General features: G+C 47.1%; 24 protein-coding genes and 2 pseudogenes. 13 read left to right on the top strand and 13 right to left on the bottom strand.

Annotated features, from left to right (window positions below):
• Positions 1 to 34 precede the first annotated feature (34 nt).
• The 4 genes and pseudogenes from ACEW9I_RS18060 to ACEW9I_RS18045 all read left to right on the top strand — a co-directional run.
• Positions 35 to 754, top strand: a pseudogene (locus tag ACEW9I_RS18060) (IS110 family transposase); the annotation flags it as partial.
• A gap of 77 nt (positions 755 to 831) precedes the next feature.
• On the top strand, positions 832 to 1,080 hold the full coding sequence (locus ACEW9I_RS18055; RefSeq protein ID WP_373541718.1) for a hypothetical protein: 249 nt from the start codon (positions 832 to 834) through the stop codon (positions 1,078 to 1,080).
• A complete protein-coding gene (locus ACEW9I_RS18050) occupies positions 1,034 to 1,291 on the top strand; it encodes a hypothetical protein (protein WP_373541717.1) in 258 nt (85 codons plus the stop codon). Before ACEW9I_RS18055 ends, ACEW9I_RS18050 begins: the two co-directional genes overlap by 47 nt.
• A complete protein-coding gene (locus ACEW9I_RS18045) occupies positions 1,279 to 1,599 on the top strand; it encodes a hypothetical protein (RefSeq protein WP_373541716.1) in 321 nt (106 codons plus the stop codon). The genes ACEW9I_RS18050 and ACEW9I_RS18045 overlap by 13 nt, the downstream gene beginning before the upstream one ends.
• 194 nt (positions 1,600 to 1,793) lie before the next feature.
• Here ACEW9I_RS18045 and ACEW9I_RS18040 read toward each other — a convergent pair whose 3' ends face one another.
• The 3 genes from ACEW9I_RS18040 to ACEW9I_RS18030 form a co-directional block, all read right to left on the bottom strand.
• The gene (locus ACEW9I_RS18040) at positions 1,794 to 2,576 is read right to left on the bottom strand and encodes an anti-sigma factor domain-containing protein (RefSeq protein WP_373541715.1); all 783 of its coding nucleotides are present in this window, start codon (positions 2,574 to 2,576) and stop codon (positions 1,794 to 1,796) included.
• An 11-nt stretch (positions 2,577 to 2,587) separates the two neighbouring features.
• Positions 2,588 to 3,154: a sigma-70 family RNA polymerase sigma factor gene (locus ACEW9I_RS18035; RefSeq protein WP_373541714.1), complete on the bottom strand. Its 567-nt coding sequence runs from the start codon at positions 3,152 to 3,154 to the stop codon at positions 2,588 to 2,590.
• A 114-nt stretch (positions 3,155 to 3,268) separates the two neighbouring features.
• Positions 3,269 to 3,766 carry a hypothetical protein gene (locus ACEW9I_RS18030; protein WP_373541713.1) on the bottom strand — a complete coding sequence of 166 codons (498 nt, stop codon included), beginning with the start codon at positions 3,764 to 3,766 and terminating at the stop codon, positions 3,269 to 3,271.
• Between the two features lie 269 nt (positions 3,767 to 4,035).
• Here ACEW9I_RS18030 and ACEW9I_RS18025 point away from each other — a divergent pair, with 269 nt between their 5' ends.
• The 5 genes and pseudogenes from ACEW9I_RS18025 to ACEW9I_RS18005 all read left to right on the top strand — a co-directional run.
• A complete protein-coding gene (locus tag ACEW9I_RS18025; RefSeq protein WP_373541712.1) occupies positions 4,036 to 4,926 on the top strand; it encodes a hypothetical protein in 891 nt (296 codons plus the stop codon).
• Positions 4,927 to 4,951: 25 nt separating this feature from the next.
• A complete protein-coding gene (locus ACEW9I_RS18020) occupies positions 4,952 to 6,199 on the top strand; it encodes a PLAT/LH2 domain-containing protein (RefSeq protein ID WP_373541711.1) in 1,248 nt (415 codons plus the stop codon).
• A gap of 77 nt (positions 6,200 to 6,276) precedes the next feature.
• On the top strand, positions 6,277 to 6,777 hold the full coding sequence (locus tag ACEW9I_RS18015) for a hypothetical protein (protein WP_373541710.1): 501 nt from the start codon (positions 6,277 to 6,279) through the stop codon (positions 6,775 to 6,777).
• Between the two features lie 452 nt (positions 6,778 to 7,229).
• Entirely contained in the window at positions 7,230 to 8,426 is a 1,197-nt protein-coding gene (locus ACEW9I_RS18010; protein WP_373541709.1) for a hypothetical protein, read from the top strand.
• A 159-nt stretch (positions 8,427 to 8,585) separates the two neighbouring features.
• Positions 8,586 to 9,015 (top strand): annotated as a pseudogene (locus tag ACEW9I_RS18005) (transposase); the annotation flags it as partial.
• Between the two features lie 206 nt (positions 9,016 to 9,221).
• Here ACEW9I_RS18005 and uvrA read toward each other — a convergent pair.
• From uvrA to ACEW9I_RS17990, 3 genes are all read right to left on the bottom strand, one after another.
• Entirely contained in the window at positions 9,222 to 12,074 is a 2,853-nt protein-coding gene (uvrA, locus tag ACEW9I_RS18000) for an excinuclease ABC subunit UvrA (RefSeq protein WP_373541708.1), read from the bottom strand.
• Positions 12,075 to 12,229: 155 nt separating this feature from the next.
• A complete protein-coding gene (gene gorA / locus ACEW9I_RS17995; RefSeq protein ID WP_373541707.1) occupies positions 12,230 to 13,579 on the bottom strand; it encodes a glutathione-disulfide reductase in 1,350 nt (449 codons plus the stop codon).
• A 313-nt stretch (positions 13,580 to 13,892) separates the two neighbouring features.
• A complete protein-coding gene (locus tag ACEW9I_RS17990; RefSeq protein ID WP_373541706.1) occupies positions 13,893 to 14,432 on the bottom strand; it encodes a peroxiredoxin in 540 nt (179 codons plus the stop codon).
• Between the two features lie 240 nt (positions 14,433 to 14,672).
• On the opposite strand from ACEW9I_RS17990, the gene ACEW9I_RS17985 reads away from it, so the two are divergent.
• Entirely contained in the window at positions 14,673 to 15,101 is a 429-nt protein-coding gene (locus ACEW9I_RS17985) for a Fur family transcriptional regulator (protein ID WP_373541705.1), read from the top strand.
• Here ACEW9I_RS17985 and ACEW9I_RS17980 read toward each other — a convergent pair.
• The 6 genes from ACEW9I_RS17980 to carA form a co-directional block, all read right to left on the bottom strand.
• A complete protein-coding gene (locus ACEW9I_RS17980) occupies positions 15,089 to 15,400 on the bottom strand; it encodes a hypothetical protein (RefSeq protein ID WP_373541704.1) in 312 nt (103 codons plus the stop codon). The two genes, ACEW9I_RS17985 and ACEW9I_RS17980, sit on opposite strands and share 13 nt — an antisense overlap.
• 140 nt (positions 15,401 to 15,540) lie before the next feature.
• Positions 15,541 to 15,837 (bottom strand): DUF1816 domain-containing protein, encoded by a 297-nt coding sequence (locus ACEW9I_RS17975; protein WP_373541703.1) that lies wholly within the window; start codon positions 15,835 to 15,837, stop codon positions 15,541 to 15,543.
• A 93-nt stretch (positions 15,838 to 15,930) separates the two neighbouring features.
• On the bottom strand, positions 15,931 to 16,953 hold the full coding sequence (gene rlmB, locus ACEW9I_RS17970) for a 23S rRNA (guanosine(2251)-2'-O)-methyltransferase RlmB (RefSeq protein WP_373541748.1): 1,023 nt from the start codon (positions 16,951 to 16,953) through the stop codon (positions 15,931 to 15,933).
• Between the two features lie 420 nt (positions 16,954 to 17,373).
• Positions 17,374 to 17,805, bottom strand: a complete 432-nt coding sequence (locus tag ACEW9I_RS17965) for a Mini-ribonuclease 3 (protein ID WP_373541702.1) — start codon at positions 17,803 to 17,805, stop codon at positions 17,374 to 17,376.
• Between the two features lie 219 nt (positions 17,806 to 18,024).
• Entirely contained in the window at positions 18,025 to 18,375 is a 351-nt protein-coding gene (locus ACEW9I_RS17960; protein WP_373541701.1) for an STAS domain-containing protein, read from the bottom strand.
• A 216-nt stretch (positions 18,376 to 18,591) separates the two neighbouring features.
• Positions 18,592 to 19,773 carry a glutamine-hydrolyzing carbamoyl-phosphate synthase small subunit gene (carA, locus tag ACEW9I_RS17955; RefSeq protein ID WP_373541700.1) on the bottom strand — a complete coding sequence of 394 codons (1,182 nt, stop codon included), beginning with the start codon at positions 19,771 to 19,773 and terminating at the stop codon, positions 18,592 to 18,594.
• A gap of 73 nt (positions 19,774 to 19,846) precedes the next feature.
• Here carA and lepB point away from each other — a divergent pair, with 73 nt between their 5' ends.
• A complete protein-coding gene (gene lepB, locus ACEW9I_RS17950; protein ID WP_373541699.1) occupies positions 19,847 to 20,641 on the top strand; it encodes a signal peptidase I in 795 nt (264 codons plus the stop codon).
• Between the two features lie 44 nt (positions 20,642 to 20,685).
• On the opposite strand, the gene ACEW9I_RS17945 is transcribed toward lepB, so the two are convergent.
• Positions 20,686 to 21,039, bottom strand: coding sequence for a hypothetical protein (locus ACEW9I_RS17945; RefSeq protein ID WP_373541698.1), 354 nt, complete (start codon positions 21,037 to 21,039; stop codon positions 20,686 to 20,688).
• Between the two features lie 63 nt (positions 21,040 to 21,102).
• Between ACEW9I_RS17945 and ACEW9I_RS17940 the strand changes: the two genes are divergently transcribed.
• Positions 21,103 to 21,411 carry a DUF6439 family protein gene (locus tag ACEW9I_RS17940; RefSeq protein ID WP_373541697.1) on the top strand — a complete coding sequence of 103 codons (309 nt, stop codon included), beginning with the start codon at positions 21,103 to 21,105 and terminating at the stop codon, positions 21,409 to 21,411.
• A 225-nt stretch (positions 21,412 to 21,636) separates the two neighbouring features.
• A complete protein-coding gene (locus tag ACEW9I_RS17935; RefSeq protein WP_373541696.1) occupies positions 21,637 to 21,942 on the top strand; it encodes a WGxxGxxG family protein in 306 nt (101 codons plus the stop codon).
• Positions 21,943 to 22,235 lie beyond the last annotated feature (293 nt).

Here is a 22,235-nt window from a genome sequence, read left to right as displayed (position 1 = left end):
GGAATTAGCCTCAATTCTAATTAAAAGTAATTCTATGGTAAAGCAGTCAGGGCAACCACAGCAATCTTCACAGGCAGAATTAGAGTCGTTAGATATTATCAAGCGAAATGCCTGTGGCATCGATATCGGAGCCAGAAGTCATTGGGTGAGCGTGCCACCAGCACAAGATGCCCAACCAGTAAGAGAATTTGGTTGTTATACACCAGACTTAGCAGCACTGGTGACATGGCTCAAGGAATGTCGGATTGAGACAGTAGCGATGGAATCGACAGGAGTATATTGGATTCCAGTCTTCCAGATGCTCGAAGCCGCAGGATTTGAAGTCATCTTAGTCAATGCCCATCACGTTAAAAGTGTGCCAGGACGCAAAAGTGATGTGTTGGATTGTCAATGGCTCAGACAACTACATAGTTATGGGTTATTGTCTGGTTCCTTTCGTCCCACCGACTCGATTTGTGTCTTGCGGAGTTACATTCGGCAGCGAGACACACTGATTGCCGATGCTGCCCGACATATCCAGCGGATGCAGAAAGCACTGACTCAGATGAATTTACATTTGCATCAAGTACTCAGTGACTTAACCGGATTGAGCGGAATGAGAATTCTGAAGGCAATTGTCGCTGGAGAGCGCGACCCACTTAAACTCGCAGCACTCAAACACGAGCGGGTGCGCAAAAGCGAAGCAGAGATTGCGGCGGCATTAAGTGGCGATTATCGTACGGAGCATTTATTTGTGTTGGCAAAGAAGAAAGAGAACGGCAGCAAAAGATAGACCTTTGCTACCGGAGGGAAGAAAATAAGGGTGAAAGAAAACTCATCAACTTCCCCAACATGAACTGTGAAGCATTACAGACATTTCGTCAAGAAGTACATAAACTATCAACCAAAGCAAAAGATGCAACATTCGAGCTGATGGATGCAGTGATGACAACCAGACAAGCTTCATCACTAGCAGAATTGTCATTCAGTCCGATGTTTCGTCGCCAATATCCAAGTACATATGAAGCAATTTTAGAACTAGACACATCAAGTCATGGCCCTTGTCAGAGTCAGAATATGGAAAGATTTACACTTTTCTAACGCTGCGGAGCATCAAGTCAATCTAATTTTGGTAGAACGGCTGGAGCCGACCGCTGCTGGTCGAATTATGCCAGCGTTATGGTTGGTGTGGACGGGTGAGCGCACGATGCCACTTGAAGAAATCTGGCATCAATACTTACGACGGTTTAGTCTCGAACATTGGTATCGTTTTGCTCACCGCAAAGATTGCACTGGACGATGCCTAGTTTAAAAACGCCCGAACAATCCGATCGCTGGAGCGATTTGATGCCTTTGATGACTTGGCAACTCTGGTTAGCCAGAGATTTAGTCACACAGTATCGCTTACCTTGGCAATCTGTTACGATCGCTCTATCCCCTGGACGTGTTGCTCAGTCTATATTTTCACTTTTGATCCAGATTGGCACTCCTGCTTCTTCTCCTAAACAGCGTGGAAAGTCGAATGGTCGAGCTATTGGGTTTAAATGTACTCCTCGAACTCGTTATCCTGTGGCTAAAAAAACTTATTCTCGGCCTAAAAAGCAACAGCAAACAGCCTAATCACTGTTTTTTTTCACTTCGCGTTCTTGTTCAGTCATCTTTTCTGCTGCCTGAACTTTTTTGTTGAAATATTTTGATTAGTCTAAACTCCAGTTTGTGGCTTCTTCGTGACAGCGTAGCTGTCACCCTCCAAGCTGATTCCCCCTTTTCGGGGCTTAATCCAAAAACCCCAATTATTAATTATCAATTATTAATTAGATAGTGCCTGTAATTACTTTTTGTCCCGTTGGTTCGAGTGGATCGTTAGGTCGATCGATGGTGATAAATACGCCCTTAGCTTTAACCCCGGCTGGTGGATTTTGTTTGGCATTTAGCTTGATAAATATGCTACCACCATCTGTGGTTTTGAATTCACCACAGGGAATAATTTGACCATTAGCTAATTCTAGCCACATTCGATAGACTTTATCGACAGGTAATGGCGGCAAATCTTTTGCCGATACAATTACCTGTTGCCAGTTTCCCGGTGTAAACAAAACTTTGCCCAGCACGCGATCTTGGCGATCGCTTAAAGCCAGTAACCGACTTTTGGGTTGAGTTAAAATACTGGCTAATTCTTGTTGATTAACCTGTTGAGCAAATTGTAGCTGATGACGGAGATTAAAATTATCGAATGCTAACAACCCACCTGTTAATAGTCCAATCCCCGCTAATAGCCTGCTCCAATTAAATCTTTTTGGAGGGGCTGAAGTTGTTTCATTAACAGTTGTTTGCGGCAGAGCGATCGTCGAACTTGAGGTTGATTCTGAAGCAACAAAAGATTCGATGAGTTTAGATTTTAAGCCGGGGGGGGGATTGATTTGGGTTAATCCCTGGGGAATTTTATTGAAAGCAACTTGAAGAGCAAATACTTCTGCCCGAAGATCGGGATCGGTAGTCAGAGCAAGTTCAAATTCCTTGCTTTCTAGCGGATCTAAATCACCTAATACATAACCAGCAGCTAACATTTTCTCCTCTTCTGAAATGGATCTAACCATAATTCACTCCCTTAGCCAATCTGCGATTGCAACAGTTGCCGTAATTTGATTAATCCCTGCCGCATGTGCGTTTTAACAGTACCTAATGGTAAGTTAATTTGCGCGGCGATCGCTGATTGGCTCAGATTTTGATAGTAACTTAATTCGAGCACTTGTCTTTGTTGTTCGCTCAATGTGGATAAAGACTGGCGCACGATGATTTGTTCTTCTGCTAATGTTAATGAGTCTAAGGGAGTAGGTAATTCAGCTTCAGGAGTAATGTTTTGTTGTAATCTTTGCAAGGATTTTTGTTCGCTCTGTCGACGTCGCAATCGATCGATCGATCTCGATCTAGTCAGTAAACATAGATAGCTGCTTAAATTAGCACGATTTGGATCGAATTTATCCTGTTTCCAAAAGCTCAAAAATATATCTTGGGTAATATCTTCGGCTTCATCACTACGATTGAGCAACTTCAAGGCTAAAGTATATACCAATCCACCATAGCGATCGTAAAGAATACTCAAAGCAGTTTGATTACCTTGTCGCAAACTAATGATTAAGTTCGTATCGGTAGTGTCAGCAGGAATTTGACTCATCTAACCAGTCTTGGCCAAATAATAAACTGGGTAAATTATAGCTTTATTAGAAAATATCTCTATGTATTAATAATAACTTTAGTTACGATTTCATTACGGTATGACTACTGCTATTTATTGACAAGCTTCACTTGGCGCAGTTAATAACTTTTTACCGTTGCCGTCATACAATCGTCCATCTTGACCAAAGCCTAAGACACCTTGTTCTTTTTCACCAGTGGAACTGGTAAATTCGACCGCCACCACAGATTGATTTGATTCGACGATCTTCCAGGTGCCTGTAGTTCTGTTTTGACCGCTACTGCCACCACTAGCTCCGGATACATCCATTGACACTGCGCTTTGAGCAGCATAGGCAAATTGTCCGTTGCCACATATATGCAATTCTTTTTGACTGCTCATGCCACCGCCACCAAAACTGGAAGAATAATTAGAAAATTCGACAATTTTGCGCCCACCTAAATATTGCTGCCATTGTCGATCGGTTTGTGTGCTAGCAGAGGCTGGTTGGATGCCGATCGAAATTGTGCCGGAGACAATTGGAGTGGCTAATTGGACGATCGCGGTAGATAGGAGCGCGATCCCACTAAAACCAAATAATTTACGCAACATAATTGTCATCATCATTGTTTGCTGTTGTTATTAGTACGCAAGTGCAAGCAGATTGGATGTAACAACAGCAGATTAAAATCGATGACTCAATCAGGTGCCCGATCGAGGCATCGCCAGATTCCCCAAACAGCTAGATTTTGTGCTTTAGAAAGAATTTTGCCAAATTTAAATCCAAACAGCTTGTTGCTCCGTACTAATAGCAACACATCAGCGAACAGCTTTCCGCTAGATTCGAGATCGCCAGATCGCCAAACGTCAATAGAAATAACATGAAGAAAATCGCATCAAGATGTTTGACCGGATTATTATTAAGTTCTACCGTAATGGCTCTCATTACAAACACAGCTAGAGCGCAAGGAAATCTCCCTCCCAAAGTCTCTGCTGCCAACAACTACATCAGCTTATTGGCAAATGAAGATGGACTAGTTCCCAGCTACGATCCCCCACAGTATCAAACAGTCGGTAATAACTATCAGTGGACAGGTGGAGACACCCGCACGATTTATAATCCACTGGATGGCGGTATATTTCTACAGTATAAACCGACTTCTTTTGGCAATTCAGATGGTTGTAGTGGCGGATTACCGGAGCACAAAAAAAAGTTCTTCGAGGCCTGCTTTGCTCACGATCATAACTGGGACGCACCATTGCGGCAGATGGGCTTTCCACAATATCGCTGGAATTCAATTAAGACCAGAAAATTAGAGGTAACAGACAGTGGCAAAGATCTGGCAGATTACTTGTTTCTCAAGGATATGCTGCGATTAGGAACGGGCAGCATCGACAAAACGGCGGCTGAATCTTTCTATACAGCAGTTCTATATGACAATGGTTATCGAGACGATCGTGGAAATGCGGTAATCTCTCAGCGTGGTGGCGCGATCGTAGTTAGGAACAAGGGTGCTTATGTCATGAGGTTGAAGGTTAGCTGGAGAAGCCCTCAAGGTGCTCGAAAAGAGATAGAAGTTAAACGAACTGGCACTACATTCGATCGACCTGTAGCTATCCCCCTTTCAGTTGGAGCGACAGATATCGTAGTTGAATGTCGGGCAGTTGCCGGGAGGCAGATTTTTAAGCAGTCACTCAGGGCGGATAAGGTGCATACTTTTACAGTATCAGGCACCACACTCTTTCCAAAATATACAACCAGTCTGAATTAATATCACTACATTTAGGCTAAATATCATGAAAAACATCACATCGGATTTATTATCTAATCGATGGCTCCTGAATCTCTCGATCGGATTTGTCACCGCTGTTGTCGTGCCGTTCTCTGCGTTCGTATTGCCCAGCAACTCTCAGAGTAAGCGGCCTGTCTACGTTATAGCTCACCGTTGTAACGCAGGTAGCTGGGTAAAGAATGTTGTGCAAAAACAGGGAGTCAATGCGATCGAAGCAGATTTCATGTACGGCACAAAGAATGGCGTTACAGGTTGGTTTCTCGCTCACGATGACTTAAGTGGGAACCGCGAGACACTGGATGCCTGGTTGAATGCTGTAAGTCAAGCACCGCTTGCCCTTTTGCACGTCGATATTAAAACTCCCGATGCTCCGTTAGATGAATTGTTCGATAAAATTCGAGCGAAGCTTCCATCCGTCAATCTGATCTTCGATATTGGACTAGTCAAAGATGGGAAATATCTGACACCGATTAAAAGCAGAATTCTTAATGACCCCCGAGCTGTTGCAGCCATGGGTTTTGACGATTCGCCAACAGATGTGAATAATTTTTTCCAGAACGCAGGCTACCCATTGAATAAATATTGGTATGAAATTGGCGTTGCGGCTGGACTTGTCTGGAGCAAAACAGAACAGGACTGGACTAGAGAAGCCATCAAGGCGCGTGATGCTGGTCTAGGTCCGAAAGTAGTGATTTGGACTTTTGAAAATAAGAGCACCGTAAATTACTGGCTCGAACAAGGTGTCGATGGAATTTTGGTCAACTCCAGCCAGTGTTTTGGACTTGCTGGTACTGGTTCCGATGCTGATGTGCATGTGGCAAGTGCTAAGAAGCTAACTAACGCAGAATACGGCACGCGCAGCAATGCGTTTGGCATCACAACAGGTAGTGGCGCAACAGTATCAGATAACAGAATGAGTTACGATGTTACTATTAAAACTGGCGACAAAACAGGAGCTGGAACTGACTCAAACATCTACCTGACCTTAGATGGAGTACTCGGCAGAACAAGAGAAATCCAAATCAATCAATTCATTTCGGGAAATGCCTTCGAGAGAAATCAAACCGATCGATTTACATTGAAAAACATTAAGACCATCGGCGAGTTCCCTAGGTCTATAAAAATTCGCAGCGATGGCAAGTTTGCCGGAGCTGCATGGTATTTAGAGAGTATCACGATTAACGGGAAGACAGCACGATTCGATCGATGGATTGAGTCTGGTAAATTGGAAGTATCAGCACCAATGAACTAATCGCTCGTCCCGCAACCCTCGCATCCCAATCATGGGAGCAGAGGGTTAAGATTGGCTCATCTCTCCCAAATTTATGTATGCAAAAATACACTTCCCAGGTAACAAGTATTGTATTGGTATCGATCGATATTATTAGTCTGGGCTATTCACCATTGGTAATGGCTCAGCAAAATTTTAGAGATGTTCCTAATCGGGATATTCAGATTGCACTAGTTGCCAATAAATCTACTTGTCAAAATACCTTGGGGATGATTAGATCCCAATTGGGTCTGGTCAAATCGGTTAAAATCAACCGAATTACTGCTGCTTCTGGTAAATACCCGCGTGGTCGATCCATGGTAGCTGACTTGACGATTGTTAATAACAATCCTCGATCGGAACAACTGATTAACTCTTCTTCCAAGCTATTAGCCGCTAGTCAAAAAATTGCTAAAAACTGTGCGAATGTGGGCATGGTTCAATTTTATATCGATCAAACCGATAATGGGGTTGTCTATGGGCTGATTAACAGGCGGATGAAACAGTTTACTTGTAATAATGAAACGCCGATTAAATGGGGCGAAGTTATGTGCCCTTAGCCATAATATTTTTATTGATTGTCACTCAATTAACATTATCACTCCGAGCAAAATTCTGCTACATCTCTAATCTGCTAACCATAAATCGGCGTTGCTGATTCCATGTATGATTAACCGATTATGCAACCCATGAAACCCTCGGTAGGGGTAATTCATGAATTACCCCTACCGAGGGTTTCATACATCAATTCAGCAATGCCCATAAATCTAGCGATCGGGCCAGAGATTGGATAACCTAAGCGGCTTCTTTCCCTCCCTAATGGTTCGATGTACTGTTAATAATTATCTAGCTAGTACATGCCATCCCTGCGACTTGTTTAACGCAGTTTAAATTGGATGCGTTCTGGTTATAATCTGCCCGTCTTTGCCACTACCAGCGAAATTTCAATCCAAGTGCATTCTGTGCCCGCATTAATAGTATCGTTTCCAATGTTTTATTAGCTCTACACCTTATGCAAACTTTCTCAGCAACCTCTAAAACTGATTGGCAACCAGTACTCGCAATGGCACTGATGCAAGGCGCAATCGTACTCTGTTGGATTGTGTATCGGATGTACATTCCTGATTTGTTGGGACAGTATGGTTTTCCGAAAGATTCGTCAGTTGTAATTTTGGCGATCGAAGGTTTTTTGGCAGTCTTAATCGAACCGATGTTTGGCAGCTTGTCCGATCGTCAAAAGACATTATGGGGGTTAAAAGGACCATTTGTGACGATCGGGGTGTTGCTCTCCGCCGGATTGTTGGTAATATTGCCATCGATCGTGTTTTTGGGTAATCCTGATAGCTTTATCCGGTGGTTATTTGTGGCTCTGGTAATTCTGTGGGCGATGGCGATGGCGATGTTTCGATCGCCGATGTTAGCTCGCCTGGGCGAATTTGCCTGTCAGCGCGACTGGCCCTATGCTGCGAGCGTCTTGACATTAGTCGGTACACTGGCTGGCACCCTAGCTTTGCCTGCTTCCAAGCAAATCGTCAAAGGACTAGGAGCAGGGCCAGCATTTGCGATTAGTTCAATTATTTTGCTACTCTCAGCCACCTTGCTCAACCGTTCTCAAACTACCCAAGTGCGATTGCCAGCAGTTACAGCAGATGAGCAACAACCCGCTACCCGAAACCTGCTCTTGGTCGCGCTAACTGGCTGCACCATTACTATGGGCGTTATTTTAACTCAACAGTTGATTGGTTTGGTGGGAAAAGCGCAAACGCCAATGTTAATGACCTTGTTTCTAGCCGTTCAACTAGTAACCGTACTGCCGATTGGTTTGGCGGCAAAGCGTTGGGGCAATTTACAAACTATGCTCGGTGGCTTAATCATGTTAGCGATCGGGTTCTCGATGCTGATATTACCTGGTCTTCAGGCCGTAGCCGTGCTGTTGTTGGGTGTAGGGATGAGCTGCGTCGGTGTGGGGACGATTCCCTTTGCTTTGAGTATGGTGCCTCTGTCTAGAGGCGGTTTGGGCATCGGATTCTATTTTGGGGGTGCTTCTCTGGCTGGAGCGTTATTTAATGTATTTATTTCTGTGGCCCGTCAATTACCCTTATTCCCTGGCTGGGCGGTGGGTTTAGTCTCACTGGCGATCGCGATGGTGGCATTATGGATCGGTCGATCGATGGTCGTCAAACAAGATACACTCATCCCAAATCCTTAGCTCGACTTTATCCATCTTTGATCGCTTTGAATCTAAGAGGGCGTTTGAAAAGGGGGGTATGAGGTAGAAAAGCTTTCAGGGGATAAGCTGAAGATACTTAGTCACAGCAACCCTGAAAGAGATATGAGCTTGGAGGGTGACAGCTACGCTGTCACCCTCCAAGGCGAGTTACTTAACTTTCAGGTTACACCTGGTAATACGGACGACCGCAAACCTGTCCCTGATTTGCTCCAACATCTTTTTGGTCAAGTGTTTGCAGACAAGGGTTATATCTCCCAAAAAATGTTTGAGGAATTGATGGATAGCGTTGGTGTCCGAGTGGTTACTAAACTCAAACGCAACATGAAACAACGTTTGATGTCTTTAAGCGATCGCTTACTATTGCGCAAACGCGCTGTTGTTGAGACAGTCATTGACCAGTTGAAGAATATTTCTCAGATTGTTGGCGAAGCCTACCGTAGGTGTGCACTCCCGACATCGCTCTCCCGTTAACTGCTTTGTTAACATTCTCTGTGGGTTGATTGCTTATTGCCATCAACCCAAGAAGCCAGGAATCGCGATGGAACGCAATTTGCTCCGTTCTGCTTAACCCGAACTCACGTTATTTAAAGTAAATCCTCCTTGAGCAAGGAATTTTGATTTATCATCACGTGGTCTAAGCACTAGTAAATACTGCGTTAACTTAGGCTCAGGAATGATGGCATTTGCAGGTATTTTCACACAGTAACTTAATTAGACTCAACAATATGCTGCTGGCTATTAGAAATGATAACATTACTGTTGTTCGGGCATAATTTAAACCTTTGCCGCTGCTGAATGTTGCTTCAATACTTGCTTGAGATATTTCCCCGTATGCGACTTAGGATTTTTCGCCACCTGTTCTGGTGTCCCGACAGCGACTAATTCTCCACCCTTATTCCCACCTTCTGGCCCCAGATCGATCGTCCAGTCGGAGCAGCGAATCACGTCGAGGTTGTGTTCGATGACGATGATGGAGTTCCCCTTGTCTACTAGTCTTTGCAGCACGTCTAGGAGCTTGTGGACATCGTAGAATGACAGTCCGGTGGTAGGTTCGTCAATTAGATACAGGGTTTTGCCAGTGGCGCGTTTGGAGAGTTCGGTGGCGAGCTTGACGCGTTGGGCTTCGCCGCCGGAGAGGGTGGGAGCGGTTTGTCCGAGTTTGACGTAGCCCAAGCCGACATCGACGAGGGTTTGGAGGCGGGTGGCGGCGCGGGGGATATTTTCAAAGAAGCCTAAACCTTCTTCGACGGTCATATTGAGGATATCAGCGATCGATTTACCTTTATATTTGACTTGGAGGGTTTCGCGATTGTAACGTTCGCCCTTACAGACATCACATTGGACGTAGACATCGGGGAGGAAATTCATCTCGATGATATTTACGCCTTGTCCGCTACAGGCTTCACAGCGTCCACCTTTGACGTTGAAGGAAAATTGTCCAGCTTTATAGCCGCGTGTTTTGGCTTCGATGGTGTGGGTGAAGACTTCGCGGATGGTGTCGAATACGCCTGTGTAAGTGACGGGATTCGATCGCGGGGTGCGACCGATCGGGGATTGATCGATGATAATAACTTTATCGATCGCATTGATTCCTTTGAGTTCATCTACATCTTTGGGGAATGGTACCCGTTTGGTGAGATGGTGCTGGAGGGCGGGGTGGAGGAGTTCGTTAATTAAGGTGGATTTGCCTGAGCCAGATACGCCTGTGATGGCGACAAGTTTGCCCAGTGGGAATTCGACGTCGAGATGTTTGAGGTTATTGCGGTTGGCGTTTTTAAGTACCAAACTACGTCCATTTCCTTCTCTTCTGGCTACTGGTGTTTCAATGCCTACGCGTCCCGATAAGTACGCACCTGTAATCGAATCTTTGGAAGTGAGGAGGGCATTGAGATCGCCTTCGACGACGATATTACCACCATGTACGCCCGCACCTGGGCCGATATCGACGAGATGATCGGCGGCGCGAATGGTATCTTCGTCGTGTTCGACGACGATGAGAGTATTCCCCAAGTCGCGGAGTTTGGTGAGGGTGTCGAGTAGTCGTCCATTGTCTCGTTGATGCAAACCGATACTCGGTTCGTCGAGAACGTATAATACGCCTGTCAAGCCGGAACCGATTTGGGTAGCGAGTCTGATTCGTTGCGCTTCGCCACCGGAGAGAGTCATCGCCGCGCGATCGAGTGTGAGATAATCTAACCCAACGTTGAGTAAAAATTGCAGTCGGGCGGTAATTTCTTTGAGGACTAATTCGCCGATTTTAAGTTGCTTTTCGGTTAATTCTAACCGATCGAGTCGCGCCAGACATTCATCGATCGCCGCACTAGTAAAATCAAGAATACCGTACTGTCCCAATTTTACCGATTGAGCTTCGGCTTTAAGCCGATTGCCGCCGCAAGCTTCACAGGGGCGATTGGTGAGGTATTGTTCGAGTTTTTGCTTTTGCAGTTCTGAGGCATCATTATATTGCCTGTCGAGTGTTTTTAATACTCCTTTGAACCGCCGATGGTCGTCGAGATCTTCCATCCAAATCGGCTCGATTCTACCCTCCAAAATTAATGATTGTTGAGCGGGTGTGAGTTGATTCCACGGTGTATCGAGGGCAAATCCAGCAGCTTGACCCAAGCTATATAATAGTGATAAATAATAGGAATTGTCTTTGTCGGACCACGGCGCGATCGCGTGGTAAACAGCCGCCGATGGATCGGGAATAATCAGTTCGGGATCGAAGGTGCGGGAGCTACCGATGCCATGACAAGCCGGACAGGCACCATAGGGCGAATTAAATGAGAACAATCGCGGCGATAATTCTTCCATAACTGCGCCATGTTCGGGACAGGCAAATTTCTCAGAAAAGACTAATTCTGTGGGTACATCGGGACTGATTTCGGCACCTTCATCGGCAAGGAGGGAAATGATTGCAATCCCTTCGCCATGCCGAAGACAAGTAGTCAAAGAATCAGATAACCGCGATTCGATTCCGGCTTTATTTACCAAGCGATCGACTACTATTTCGATTGTATGACTTTGATTTTTATCGAGGACAATGCGATCGGCCAATTCGCGAATTTCGCCATTTACTCGGACTCGGACAAAGCCTTCAGATGCCAGACTGGATAATATTTTCTGGTGTGTTCCTTTTTTGCCCCTGACGATCGGTGCTAAGATCTGAAACTTAGTTCGTTCCGGCAGATCGCGAATCCTGTCGCTCATTTCATCGATTGTTTGGGGGGCAATCGATCGATCGCACTGTGGACAGTGCGGCGTCCCCGCGCGACCATACAATAATCGAAAATAGTCGTAAATTTCGGTAACTGTGCCGACAGTCGATCGGGGATTATTAGAAGTAGACTTTTGATCGATCGAGATCGCCGGACTCAGACCTTCGATCGCATCTACATCTGGCTTATCTAGTTGTCCCAGGAATTGCCGCGCGTAGGCACTGAGTGACTCCACATACCGCCGTTGTCCCTCGGCAAAGATCGTATCGAATGCCAGGGAAGATTTGCCCGAACCGGATACACCTGTAAACACAATCAAGCGATCGCGTGGTAGTTCCAAACTGACATTTTTGAGGTTGTGCTGTTTGGCACCACGGATGCGGATCGTGTCTCGGTCGTTTGAAGCCATAAGAATCGAGCTGGTAGTTCACAATAGGGCAAACCTCAGTTTTAACACATCGAGACAGCCCATAAATAACTTTTAACTCGCCCTTGCAGTCGGAAGCCCATACCTCGTGAACGAGTGCGTAATCAAGAAGTCACAGGTATGGGTAGTTCACCTACCTATCGCATCGTCACAAATTCTTCAGCAGAACTAGGATGAATCCCGACAGTAGCATCGAAATCTGCTTTGGTCGCGCCCATCTTCACCGCAATCGCCACGCCTTGAATGATTTCCGCCGCGTGATCTCCGACCATGTGGGCACCCAAAACTCGATCGGTTTTAGCATTTACCACTAGTTTCATCAGGGTACGATCCTGTTTATTGGGTAAGACATAGTACATCGGTCGGAAATTGCTGCGATAGACTTTGATATCATCGCCGTGCATTTCGCGGGCTTCTTCTTCGGTTAAACCGACGGTTGCAGCTTCGGGAGTAGTAAAGATCGCAGTGGGGATGTCTGCGTAGTTCATAATGCGGGGTTTATTCCCGAACACCGTATCCGCAAATGCGCGCCCTTCATTGACAGCGACAGGCGTGAGCTGGATCTCATCCGTACAGTCGCCAACGGCGTAAATATTTTCTACATTCGTCTGGCTATTTGCATCTACTAAGATGGCACCTTCGCGAGTTTTGACATTGACATTTTCTAATCCCAAATCGGCTGTATTTGGTTTGCGTCCCAATGCAGCTAAACTGACGGCATCAGCGAGGATCGTCTGCTGTCCATCTTTGGTAGTAACGGTTACACTGACGCCATTATCGGTCTTCTCGATCGAGATGTCGCAAGCATTATTGATTATCTTCACCCCATGATGCATCATCCCTTCTTGTACCGCCGATCGCAAGTCGCGATCGAAACTCCGTAAAATCAGATCGGGACGAATAATCTGGATTACTTCTGTCCCCAAGCCATTCATAATACAAGCAAACTCACACCCGATATAACCAGCACCCAAAATTACCATCTTCTTGGGTTGGGTGGGTAAGTCAAACATATTGTCAGAAACGATCGCATGTTCGATCCCGGGAATATCTGGACGCACGGGATGTCCCCCCACTGCAATCAAGATTTTGTCCGCAGTAATGGTGCGCTCGCCCACTTGCAGCGTATGATGGTCGATAAATTTGGCACGTTCTGTGATGACTTCTACTTTGGATTTATCCAGCATCGTCTGATAAATCCCATTGAGCCGAGTTAATTCATTATCGATCCCCGCCACCATTTTCGACCAGTCCAACTGACTCTCAACCGCACTCCACCCATAACCTTCCGCATCGGTGAATAGTTCGGGAAAGTGGGACGCATACACCATCAATTTCTTGGGTATGCAGCCGCGATTGACGCAGGTACCGCCGAGTCTACTATATTCAGCAACACCGACCCTCGCACCATATTCTGCGGCGCGTCGGGCTGTGGCAATCCCACCGGAACCGCCACCAATGACGAATAGGTCAAAATCATAGCTCATGTTTTTCTGTATTTCCTTAACTTGCCCAAAATTTGGAGACGTTGCTTACATACAAGTTTAATGACTTCGGCTGAGATAGTGTTACCCCCCCAAACCCCCTCGATCGGGGGGAGCTTCTTTGCCCCCTCCCCCGATCGAGGGGAGGGCTGGGTTGGGGTAAAGATCTCCGCGCTCACCCCAAAAGTTGGGTTTCGCTCTGCTCTGCTTGTCTTGACGCGCTAAACCCTCGGGGAACCCTACGTATCGCGCGTTGCTGGTGCGCTTCATGGTCGGGGAACCCGACCGGAGCGCATCCACTACCCAACCTAAGTATTTAACCTTTGGCACCCTTCAAATAAGTCAACATCGTATTAACATCAGAAACTTCAAAAGGATCGGTTTCACAGTTATCGCTATAACCATCTTCGATGAATGCTTGCTCGACTTTGCCATCATTGACAACCATCGAATACCGCCAAGACCGCATTCCAAAGCCGAGGTTGGTTTTTTCGACCAACATCCCGATTTTACGACTGAACTCACCATTACCATCGGGTAAGAGCTTGACGTTTTTGACTTCCATGTTTTTGCCCCATTGGAACATCACGAACGCATCATTGACGGAGACGCAGTATATTTCGTCAATACCCAGTGATTTGATTTCATCATATGCAGCATCGTAGCCAGGAAGGTGACTAGTGGAGCACGTAGGTGTAAAGGCACCAGGTAAGGAGAAGACAACTACTCTTTTACCAGCGAAGATGTCTTGTGTAGTCGTATCCTGCCATTTGAATGGGTTTGGACCTTCGACCGATTCGTCGCGAACGCGAGTCTTAAATACGACGTCGGGCACTTGTTGGTTGACTACAGCCATGATTTACTCCTAAATTTAATTAATTGTGGTCAGCACACAGTCGATCGCGACAATTGGCTAGCGATCGCATCGCACACATCTCAGAATAATTCTAATTTAGGAATAAGTCAAGTCCAATAAGTAAACTTAGTTAAGAATATTTAAATTTTAATGCTCATTCTGGAAATTTGGGCATTATAATTGGAGATTACAGTATCTCTCTACTAGTAACTAGCTGATAGTGCCTAGTCATCCCTCGCAATGAGCCAGACATCAACAGACGCGATCGTCCAAACACTCAAAGCCAAAGGCTTGCGGGTGACGCCGCAACGATTCGCCGTGTATGCCAATTTACTCTCACGCAACGATCATCCCACGGTCGAACAGCTCCTAGTGGATTTGAATCAATCTTGTCCCGTCTCCTCCCAAGCGACGATTTATAGCTCCTTGCAAGCTCTTCGCACGGCGGGATTGATCCGTGAGGTGCTGCTCGAAGCCGGAGTATCGCGCTACGATGCAGTAGTCTTACCCCACCATCACTTCCATTGTCAACAATGCGGCGCGATCGAGGATATCGGCTGGGATGAGCTACCGATAGTAGAATTCGATCGATTGAGATCGGGTTTACAAGCAGTCACCTATGAAACCACCGTGCGCGGTTATTGCGATCGATGTAGTCAAGCAGAGTAGTTTGTGATTTTTAAAGTCGATCGTTGCCTTCTCTTGTTTGAGCCAGTAGAGTACTTGAAGCTTTGCCAAGTTGCTTCAACTCTAGGCGCAAATTGGGGGAAGAGGATCGTAAATATTTTGAGTCGATCTTGAGACTTTAATTCACCTAAAGCTTTGATGTTAGACTCGATCGATTTAGCAGAGTCATCGCGTTTAAATGGTTTGCCGTTGTCATCACGATCGAAAATACCACACCCGATCGATCCGCTAAATGCGCCGATCTCCGATCTGACAATCTGAGCTAACAACTCCCTTAGCATCTGGGATCGCTAATTGCACACACTCGATCGGACAAAATCGGGTACCCATGCAGATTGTCCGATCGGCTGGGCGAGTAGGATTTTCCGGCGTGAGTACCCTAAATCTAAGTTATTAGTAATTTCGTCGGATCGTCATCGATCTAGCCAAACTGACCGCTCATTGGCGTTTTGACGATCGGGCGATAATCCTCTTCAGCGGCTTCTTCATAATCGATCGTCATTTGTGCTGGTTTACAGCGTTTGATAACCACCTGAATACCTTGAGCGGATTCACCTTCTAAGTCTTCAATATAACCAGCCTTAGCCCCATCAGCTTCTACTGCGGTCGCAAATGGTCCAAAATAATAGGTACAATGCGGTCGCTCTGTGTTGATTTCAACCCACCAAGCTTGCCCGATCAGATGGAGCGCACTGCTCCAGATATCTTGAATACTCATTGGCTTAGATTCCGCTGATTCAAAGGAGGTGAATAAGTTGCTGGACTTGAAGAATGTTAGGGCTTCGATCTTAAATAATCCCAAAATACCTGCTTAACGCTCAGAAAGCCGTAACATATTTGACAAACGCTGACGGGATATTTCATACAAGCACATCGCTGCGGCATTGGCGGCATTCAAGCTGGGAGTTTTGCCCGTCAGTGGAATTGACACCAGATGGTCGCAACCCTTTTGAGTGAGCAAACTCAGTCCGTCGCCTTCCCCACCGATCGCGAGTACTACAGGGCGTCGATCGGTAAAATCAACGGTATAGATGGCTTGCTCGGCATCAGCAGTGGTGCCATAGATCCAAAATCCAGCTTCCTTGAGTTGACCCAAGGCGCGGCTGAGATTGACCACGCGGGCGACGGGGATATGCTCCAAGGCTCCCGCCGCTACTTTCAAGACGGTGGAAGTGATGCCCACGGCGCGGCGTTGGGGGATGATGACACCCTGAACGCCCATTGCTTCAGCCGTCCGCAGGATCGAGCCGAGATTTTGGGGATCGACGATCCCATCAGCGACGACGATAATCGGATGGTCGGAAGTTGCTAGCGCACGGCTAATCAACTCTTCGATTTCCAGGTAGTCATGGGGTGCCACTTGAGCGACGATCCCCTGATGGTTGCCGCCATTGGCAAGGTATCCCAATCGCTGCACATCTACTTCATCAACGACGGTACCATTGGCTTTGGCTTGGTCGATGAGGGTAAAGAAGGCGGGATGGTGGCGGAGTTTGGATAGTACCCAGATCCGATTGATTTGGCGTTCTTTTTCGATCGCGGTGAAGACGGAGTGCTTGCCGTACAGATAGTCGGTGACCTCTTCTTCGGCGATCTCTGGGGCGGGGGGATCTTGCCAGCCACCGCGATTGTGGCGATTGTTGGCTGGACGATCGCGCCACTCTTTGGGTTTGCTAAATGAATCGTTGCGATTGTCGCCAAAGCGGCGATCTCCAGAGCTGGGCTGACGATCGTCCCGATTGTAGCTAGGACGATCGCTGCGTCCGCGCTCTACATTATTGCTACTGCGTCGATCGCCTGTGGAGTCATCCCGACGGGGCTTAAAACCTTCCAGACGGGGGGTAAAATCTCGCGACTGGCTCGGACGCGGTACGCCCCAATCCTTGCGCTCCTCGCGGGGTTTGTCCTGGCGATTGAAGCCGCTGGGCTTGGGCCTGTCGAAACTCGATCCGCCTTCAGTAGGGCGGGGACGGTAGCTGCGATCGCGATCGAAGTTATTTGCGCCGTCAGTCTTGCGAGGACGTCGATCTGTACCGTCATTTTTGCTCCGATAACCGGAGTCGGTGCCTTCGCTACGACGTGCGTCACCATTGGGACGATATCTGTCGGCACTATTGGGTCTACTATCCGAACTACGGCTGGGGCGAAAATCGCGATCCCCACTTCCCGAACCGTCGCGATCTCCCTGACGGAGGGAAGGTTTGCCGCCAGTGGAGCGACGAGGTTTAAATACCATGTGATGTTAGCTTAAAAACTAGAGGGCTGGAGTCGAATCAAACTGGAGCAAGCCAAGTAACTCCGAGAGCCGTTGAGGATCTGTGATGTAAAGATAACCGATTAAAGTCTCAAAACTGGTAGCTTGCTGATAAACTTCGGGATCGAGGCGACGCGGACGACCATTCGCCGCATTCCGCCCGCGCCGGATTGCATCCAATTCCACGGATGTCAGATGAGGTAGAAGCAGTTGCAGATGACTAGACTGCGCTTCAGCACGTACTTGCGCGACAACTTGTTGATGATAAGCGTGCGAACGCTTGGGTGGAAACAAAAATCTAGTGCGAACGTGGAGTTCGTACACAGCATCGCCCAAATATGCTAGAGCTGCTGGTGACAGTTGCGGCACTTGGTTGGGGTGGATGGCAGTATTGAGCTGTTGCCAGCTTGGTGGTAGCTCAGTTTCACCCACAGCGATCTTTAGACAGCTAGAAAATTTTGACTTGCGTTTCTTATTTTATCAAGGTTTCCGAAAACTGGTGCAAATCTGGGCATTTTGACATCAAACTTAGCAGCGGTTACTACCTCGATCTTGACAAATTAGATGGTGGATGGTGGGTGGATACGCTCACTGGCAGCCATCCACCATTCACCCCTACCCCAATATCTAAATTTGACACTAGGGGAGTAGCTACTTTTCGCCGACGGCAATCTTTGCGAGTGCGGCATCGACAGATGTCTGGAGCGATAGGAACTGCTCTAACCTCACGAGTTTGACAGTTTGGGTGACCCGTGCATTCGTGACGAGTTGAACGGTGCCTTCGACGCTAGTAGACTTTTTGACCAGTTGGACTAGCGCACCTAGTCCAGAGCTATCGACAAAATCGATTTTGGATAGATCCAAGATCAGATTTTTGGGACCTTCTTCAATACATTTGTCCATCACCTTTCTAAAAGTCGGTTCGGAGAATGCGTCGAGCAATCCCGTGAGGCGGAATAGTTGATAGTTATCTTTAACTTCGCGAGTGCCTCGAAGACTCACGGTCAGACTTAGTGGTTCAGCGATAATAGCCTCCTGATATTTTTACTCAAGTAAATGATTAATCGGCGATCGATTCTCAACAATACTCTGGATTCATGACAAATTACGGTGAGTTATTGACGATCGATCGCGATGTGCAGCGCACACTACAGATTTAAGACACTATTTTAGCAACTCTGCTCCGGTTCTACCCTCTATCTCCTGACGTAACAAAAATCAAGGGTTTAAATCGGGCGGGAGCTTCCGTACCGCAACTGTCAACTGTTTAACTTCCCGCATCTGCTTGACAAATTTGGCAAATAGATAGTCGGCATCGTGAGGGCCAGGACTCGCTTCGGGGTGATATTGCACTGAGAAACATGGTAGGGTCTTGTGCTGTAGTCCGGCGATGGTGCGATCGTTCAGGTTGAGATGAGTGATTTCGATCTCTGCACTCAGCGACTCAGCCGCGAGCGCAAAGCCATGATTTTGGCTGGTGATCTCTACCGTTTGGGTGAGTCCGGCTGGTTGATTGAGTCCCCGATGTCCGAATTTGAGTTTGAAGGTTTCCGCGCCCAAGGACAATCCCAGAATCTGATGACCCATACAGATGCCGAAAATCGGCTTGTCAGCACCCAATAACTCTGTCGTTGTCGCAATCCCTTCGGTGACGGCGGCGGGGTCTCCTGGGCCATTGGAGAGGAAGATCCCGTCAGGCTCGTACTGGAGGATGGCAGCAGCGGAAGTATCGGCAGGAACCACAATTACCCGACAACCATAGCTAGCCAACCGTTTGAGAATATTTCGCTTCACCCCAAAATCGAGGGCAACGACAGTCAATGTCTCGCCGTCGTCGCTCGATGCAGGCTTAAATTCCCACATCGGTTCGCTCGGCGACGACCACTCGTAGACTGCCTTGGTGGTGACATTGTTGACGAGGTTCAATCCGCTCATACTGGGCGCAGATTTAACCAAATTGAGTAGTTCCGCTGGATCGAGAATCTCCGTAGAGATCCCACCATTGATGGCTCCAACCGATCGCAATCTGCGAGTCAATGCGCGGGTATCGATCCCGTAGATCCCAGGGATATTGTGGTGTTCGAGATATTTGGGTAAAGATGCTGTCGATCGCCAGTTACTCGGACGATAGCAGACATTGCGGGCGATCGCGCCCCGAACGTGCGGCGCGTGGGATTCTTCATCGTCGGGGTTGACACCTGTATTTCCCAATTCGGGATAGGTGAACGCTACGATCTGACCGCTATAGCTAGGATCGGTCAGCACTTCCTGATAGCCAGTCATCCCCGTATTGAAGACAACTTCACCAATGGTCGTACCCATCGCTCCAAATGACCAACCTTCATAAGTTGTGCCATCGGCTAACACCAATAATGCTGGCAATACCGCAGAAATGGGCATAGTATAGTATTTACAATCGGGTTATTATAGCGGATGCCATTATACCACTCCTGAACCAATTTTTTCAGCACCAATGCTACCTATTCAAAAATACCTGCAAATCTGGGCGATCGTACTTGCGATGCTGGGCACGATAATCGAGCGACCTGCATGGAGTGATGTACCAGCAGATAACCCCATGCTATCGGAGTCTCTATGCCAAGAATTAGTTTCAGAATCGATTGTGAGAGCAAGAGGTGGAAATTGGCAAGTTTCAGCACAAAATTCACGGCTGATAAAGCAGTGTCGTGACAAATTTTATCCAACCAGTCCTCATACTGCTTTACCAACAGCAGCCCAATGTACTTCTTTTTACAAAAAAATATTGGAAGAAAGTTTAGAGCGGCTAAATAAAACTGATTTTCCAGCAGCACAGATGGCACCACTTGCTAGATGTAACGAAATTGTAATTTCTTACAATATGTCATCAGGTTCGATGTTACCGACCCTGAAAATTAACGATCGGATTATCATCGATAAAACAGCTTATAAAGTCCGTTTGCCAAGCCGTGGTGACGTTATTATTTTCAGTCCCACAGATCGACTCAGACGCGAAAAATTCCAAGACAAATTTCTCAAAAGAATTATTGGATTACCTGGCGAAACAGTGAAGATTCAAAGTGGCAAGGTATACATCAATGGCAAGCCCTTAAAAGAAAAATATCTGCTCGAACCGCCTCGATATACTCATGACTTAATTATGGTTCCTGCTAATAGCTATTTCGTCCTAGGCGATAATCGCAATAATTCTTATGATAGTCACTATTGGGGCTTCGTGAATCGCGTTCTAATTGTTGGCAAAATGATTGGGAAAATCGATCTTAAATAATCGATGTCAACATTTACGCTACGCTCGGTGCAAGCTATCAACTGTTACCGTCCCCAGGTCGAGATAAACCAGCCGATCGCGATCCCCAATCCTCCAAATCGGACAGCTTGCCAAAATGGCTCCCACATCAACTTCCACTCGTTCAGGAGTCGAGATTCTAGCGTCAGTTCCAATTGCTCCAATCGCGATCGAATTTGGGCGAGTTCCTGCCGGACTTCGGGACGCTTGCTACCTTTATGTTTCAATTCATTGCGCTGACGCTCCAAGACGATCTGTTCCTGCTGAGCCAACTCGATCTCGGCTTGACGTTGCTTGAGATCCGACAGCGTTTGTTCTAACTCGGCAACTTCGCGATCGAATTCAATCTTCTCATCAACTGGGGTCGGATTCTGAGTCATGGTCGCAAGATACAATTTGGATAGCGTTATGATTAATATGCCTAAATTCAGGTCATAAATCCCATGTCTCCCACTCTCGACGATCTTACCACCCTCGAACTAGCCCAAGCCCTCGCCGAGCGGCTGCGAATTGCCGAAACGGACTGGCACAGGCTCAAGTCCAATCGTCCCGCCCGCGCCCAGGAACAGGCGGCTGCTGCACTGGTATTTTTGCTCAAGCATAATTCCGATGAGGCATTGGCGCGATTTTCCCAGGCTGTCGGCTGGTTGGACAAATCGATTTCGGCACCACCTTGCCCATCACATGGCGATCGCGCCAACATTAACACCACCGCCGCTCCTCACCCCAGCCTTGATATAGCTCAAACTTAGGTTCTGAGCGAGGGATGACACCATTGACGGGGACGATGGGATCGCTGCCCCCCACCTTTAGGAATACCTCAATTTTTCAAACATAGTACTTACGACAGAGTTCTTCAACAACTAGCTCGGGTAAATTGGTAAGCAATCAAGCGAGTGATTTGAATCAGTCTCACTCAGTTTTTCGCAGATGTCAGCGAAAAATCCCATACCTAGTAATCAATGGAGTTCAAACCCGTGAAAAAATCATCTTCGATCGCCCTCATCAGTGCTGGTCTTCTTGCTACCATCGTTTCAGTTGTGCCGATGACACCCGCTACTGCTCAAGTAACTTCTCCTGGGACAGGTACAACAGGTACAACAGGTACAACAGATACAACAGGTACCACAACTACTTCCGAACGCACTAACGATGACAATTCAGGTCTATGGGGACTCAGTGGCTTAGTGGGTCTATTTGGACTCTTAGGACGTCGGAAAGAAGAAGACCGCACTACCCGTCGTGATGACACGCCTGTCTACCGCGATCCTAGCATCCGCTAATTCTAGCTACTCATTCATGTCAAGACAGGATCTGTATTAACTTGGCGCAAAGCCATCTCTGTCTGATGAATATCACAGCAAGAAACCATCCGATCGATCGAGTGAGTGTAAATGTGTACTCACTCTTTGGCGATCTTTAATTGCTGAGATGCTATAGCAGTCGCCACATCGGTTAAGACACTCTAGATCTCAGTCCGCGTAGCGATGCGCGATACGTAGGCTTTGCCGAGGGTTTAGCGACCCAAATCACGCGGAGGTTCCCTCCGCATGTGTTTGGGTCAAGACAGCGCATC

This window comes from Chamaesiphon sp. (genome assembly GCF_041738855.1).
In the GTDB taxonomy this organism is placed as follows: domain Bacteria; phylum Cyanobacteriota; class Cyanobacteriia; order Cyanobacteriales; family Chamaesiphonaceae; genus Chamaesiphon.
This window is presented reverse-complemented; position numbering and strand designations above follow the sequence as displayed.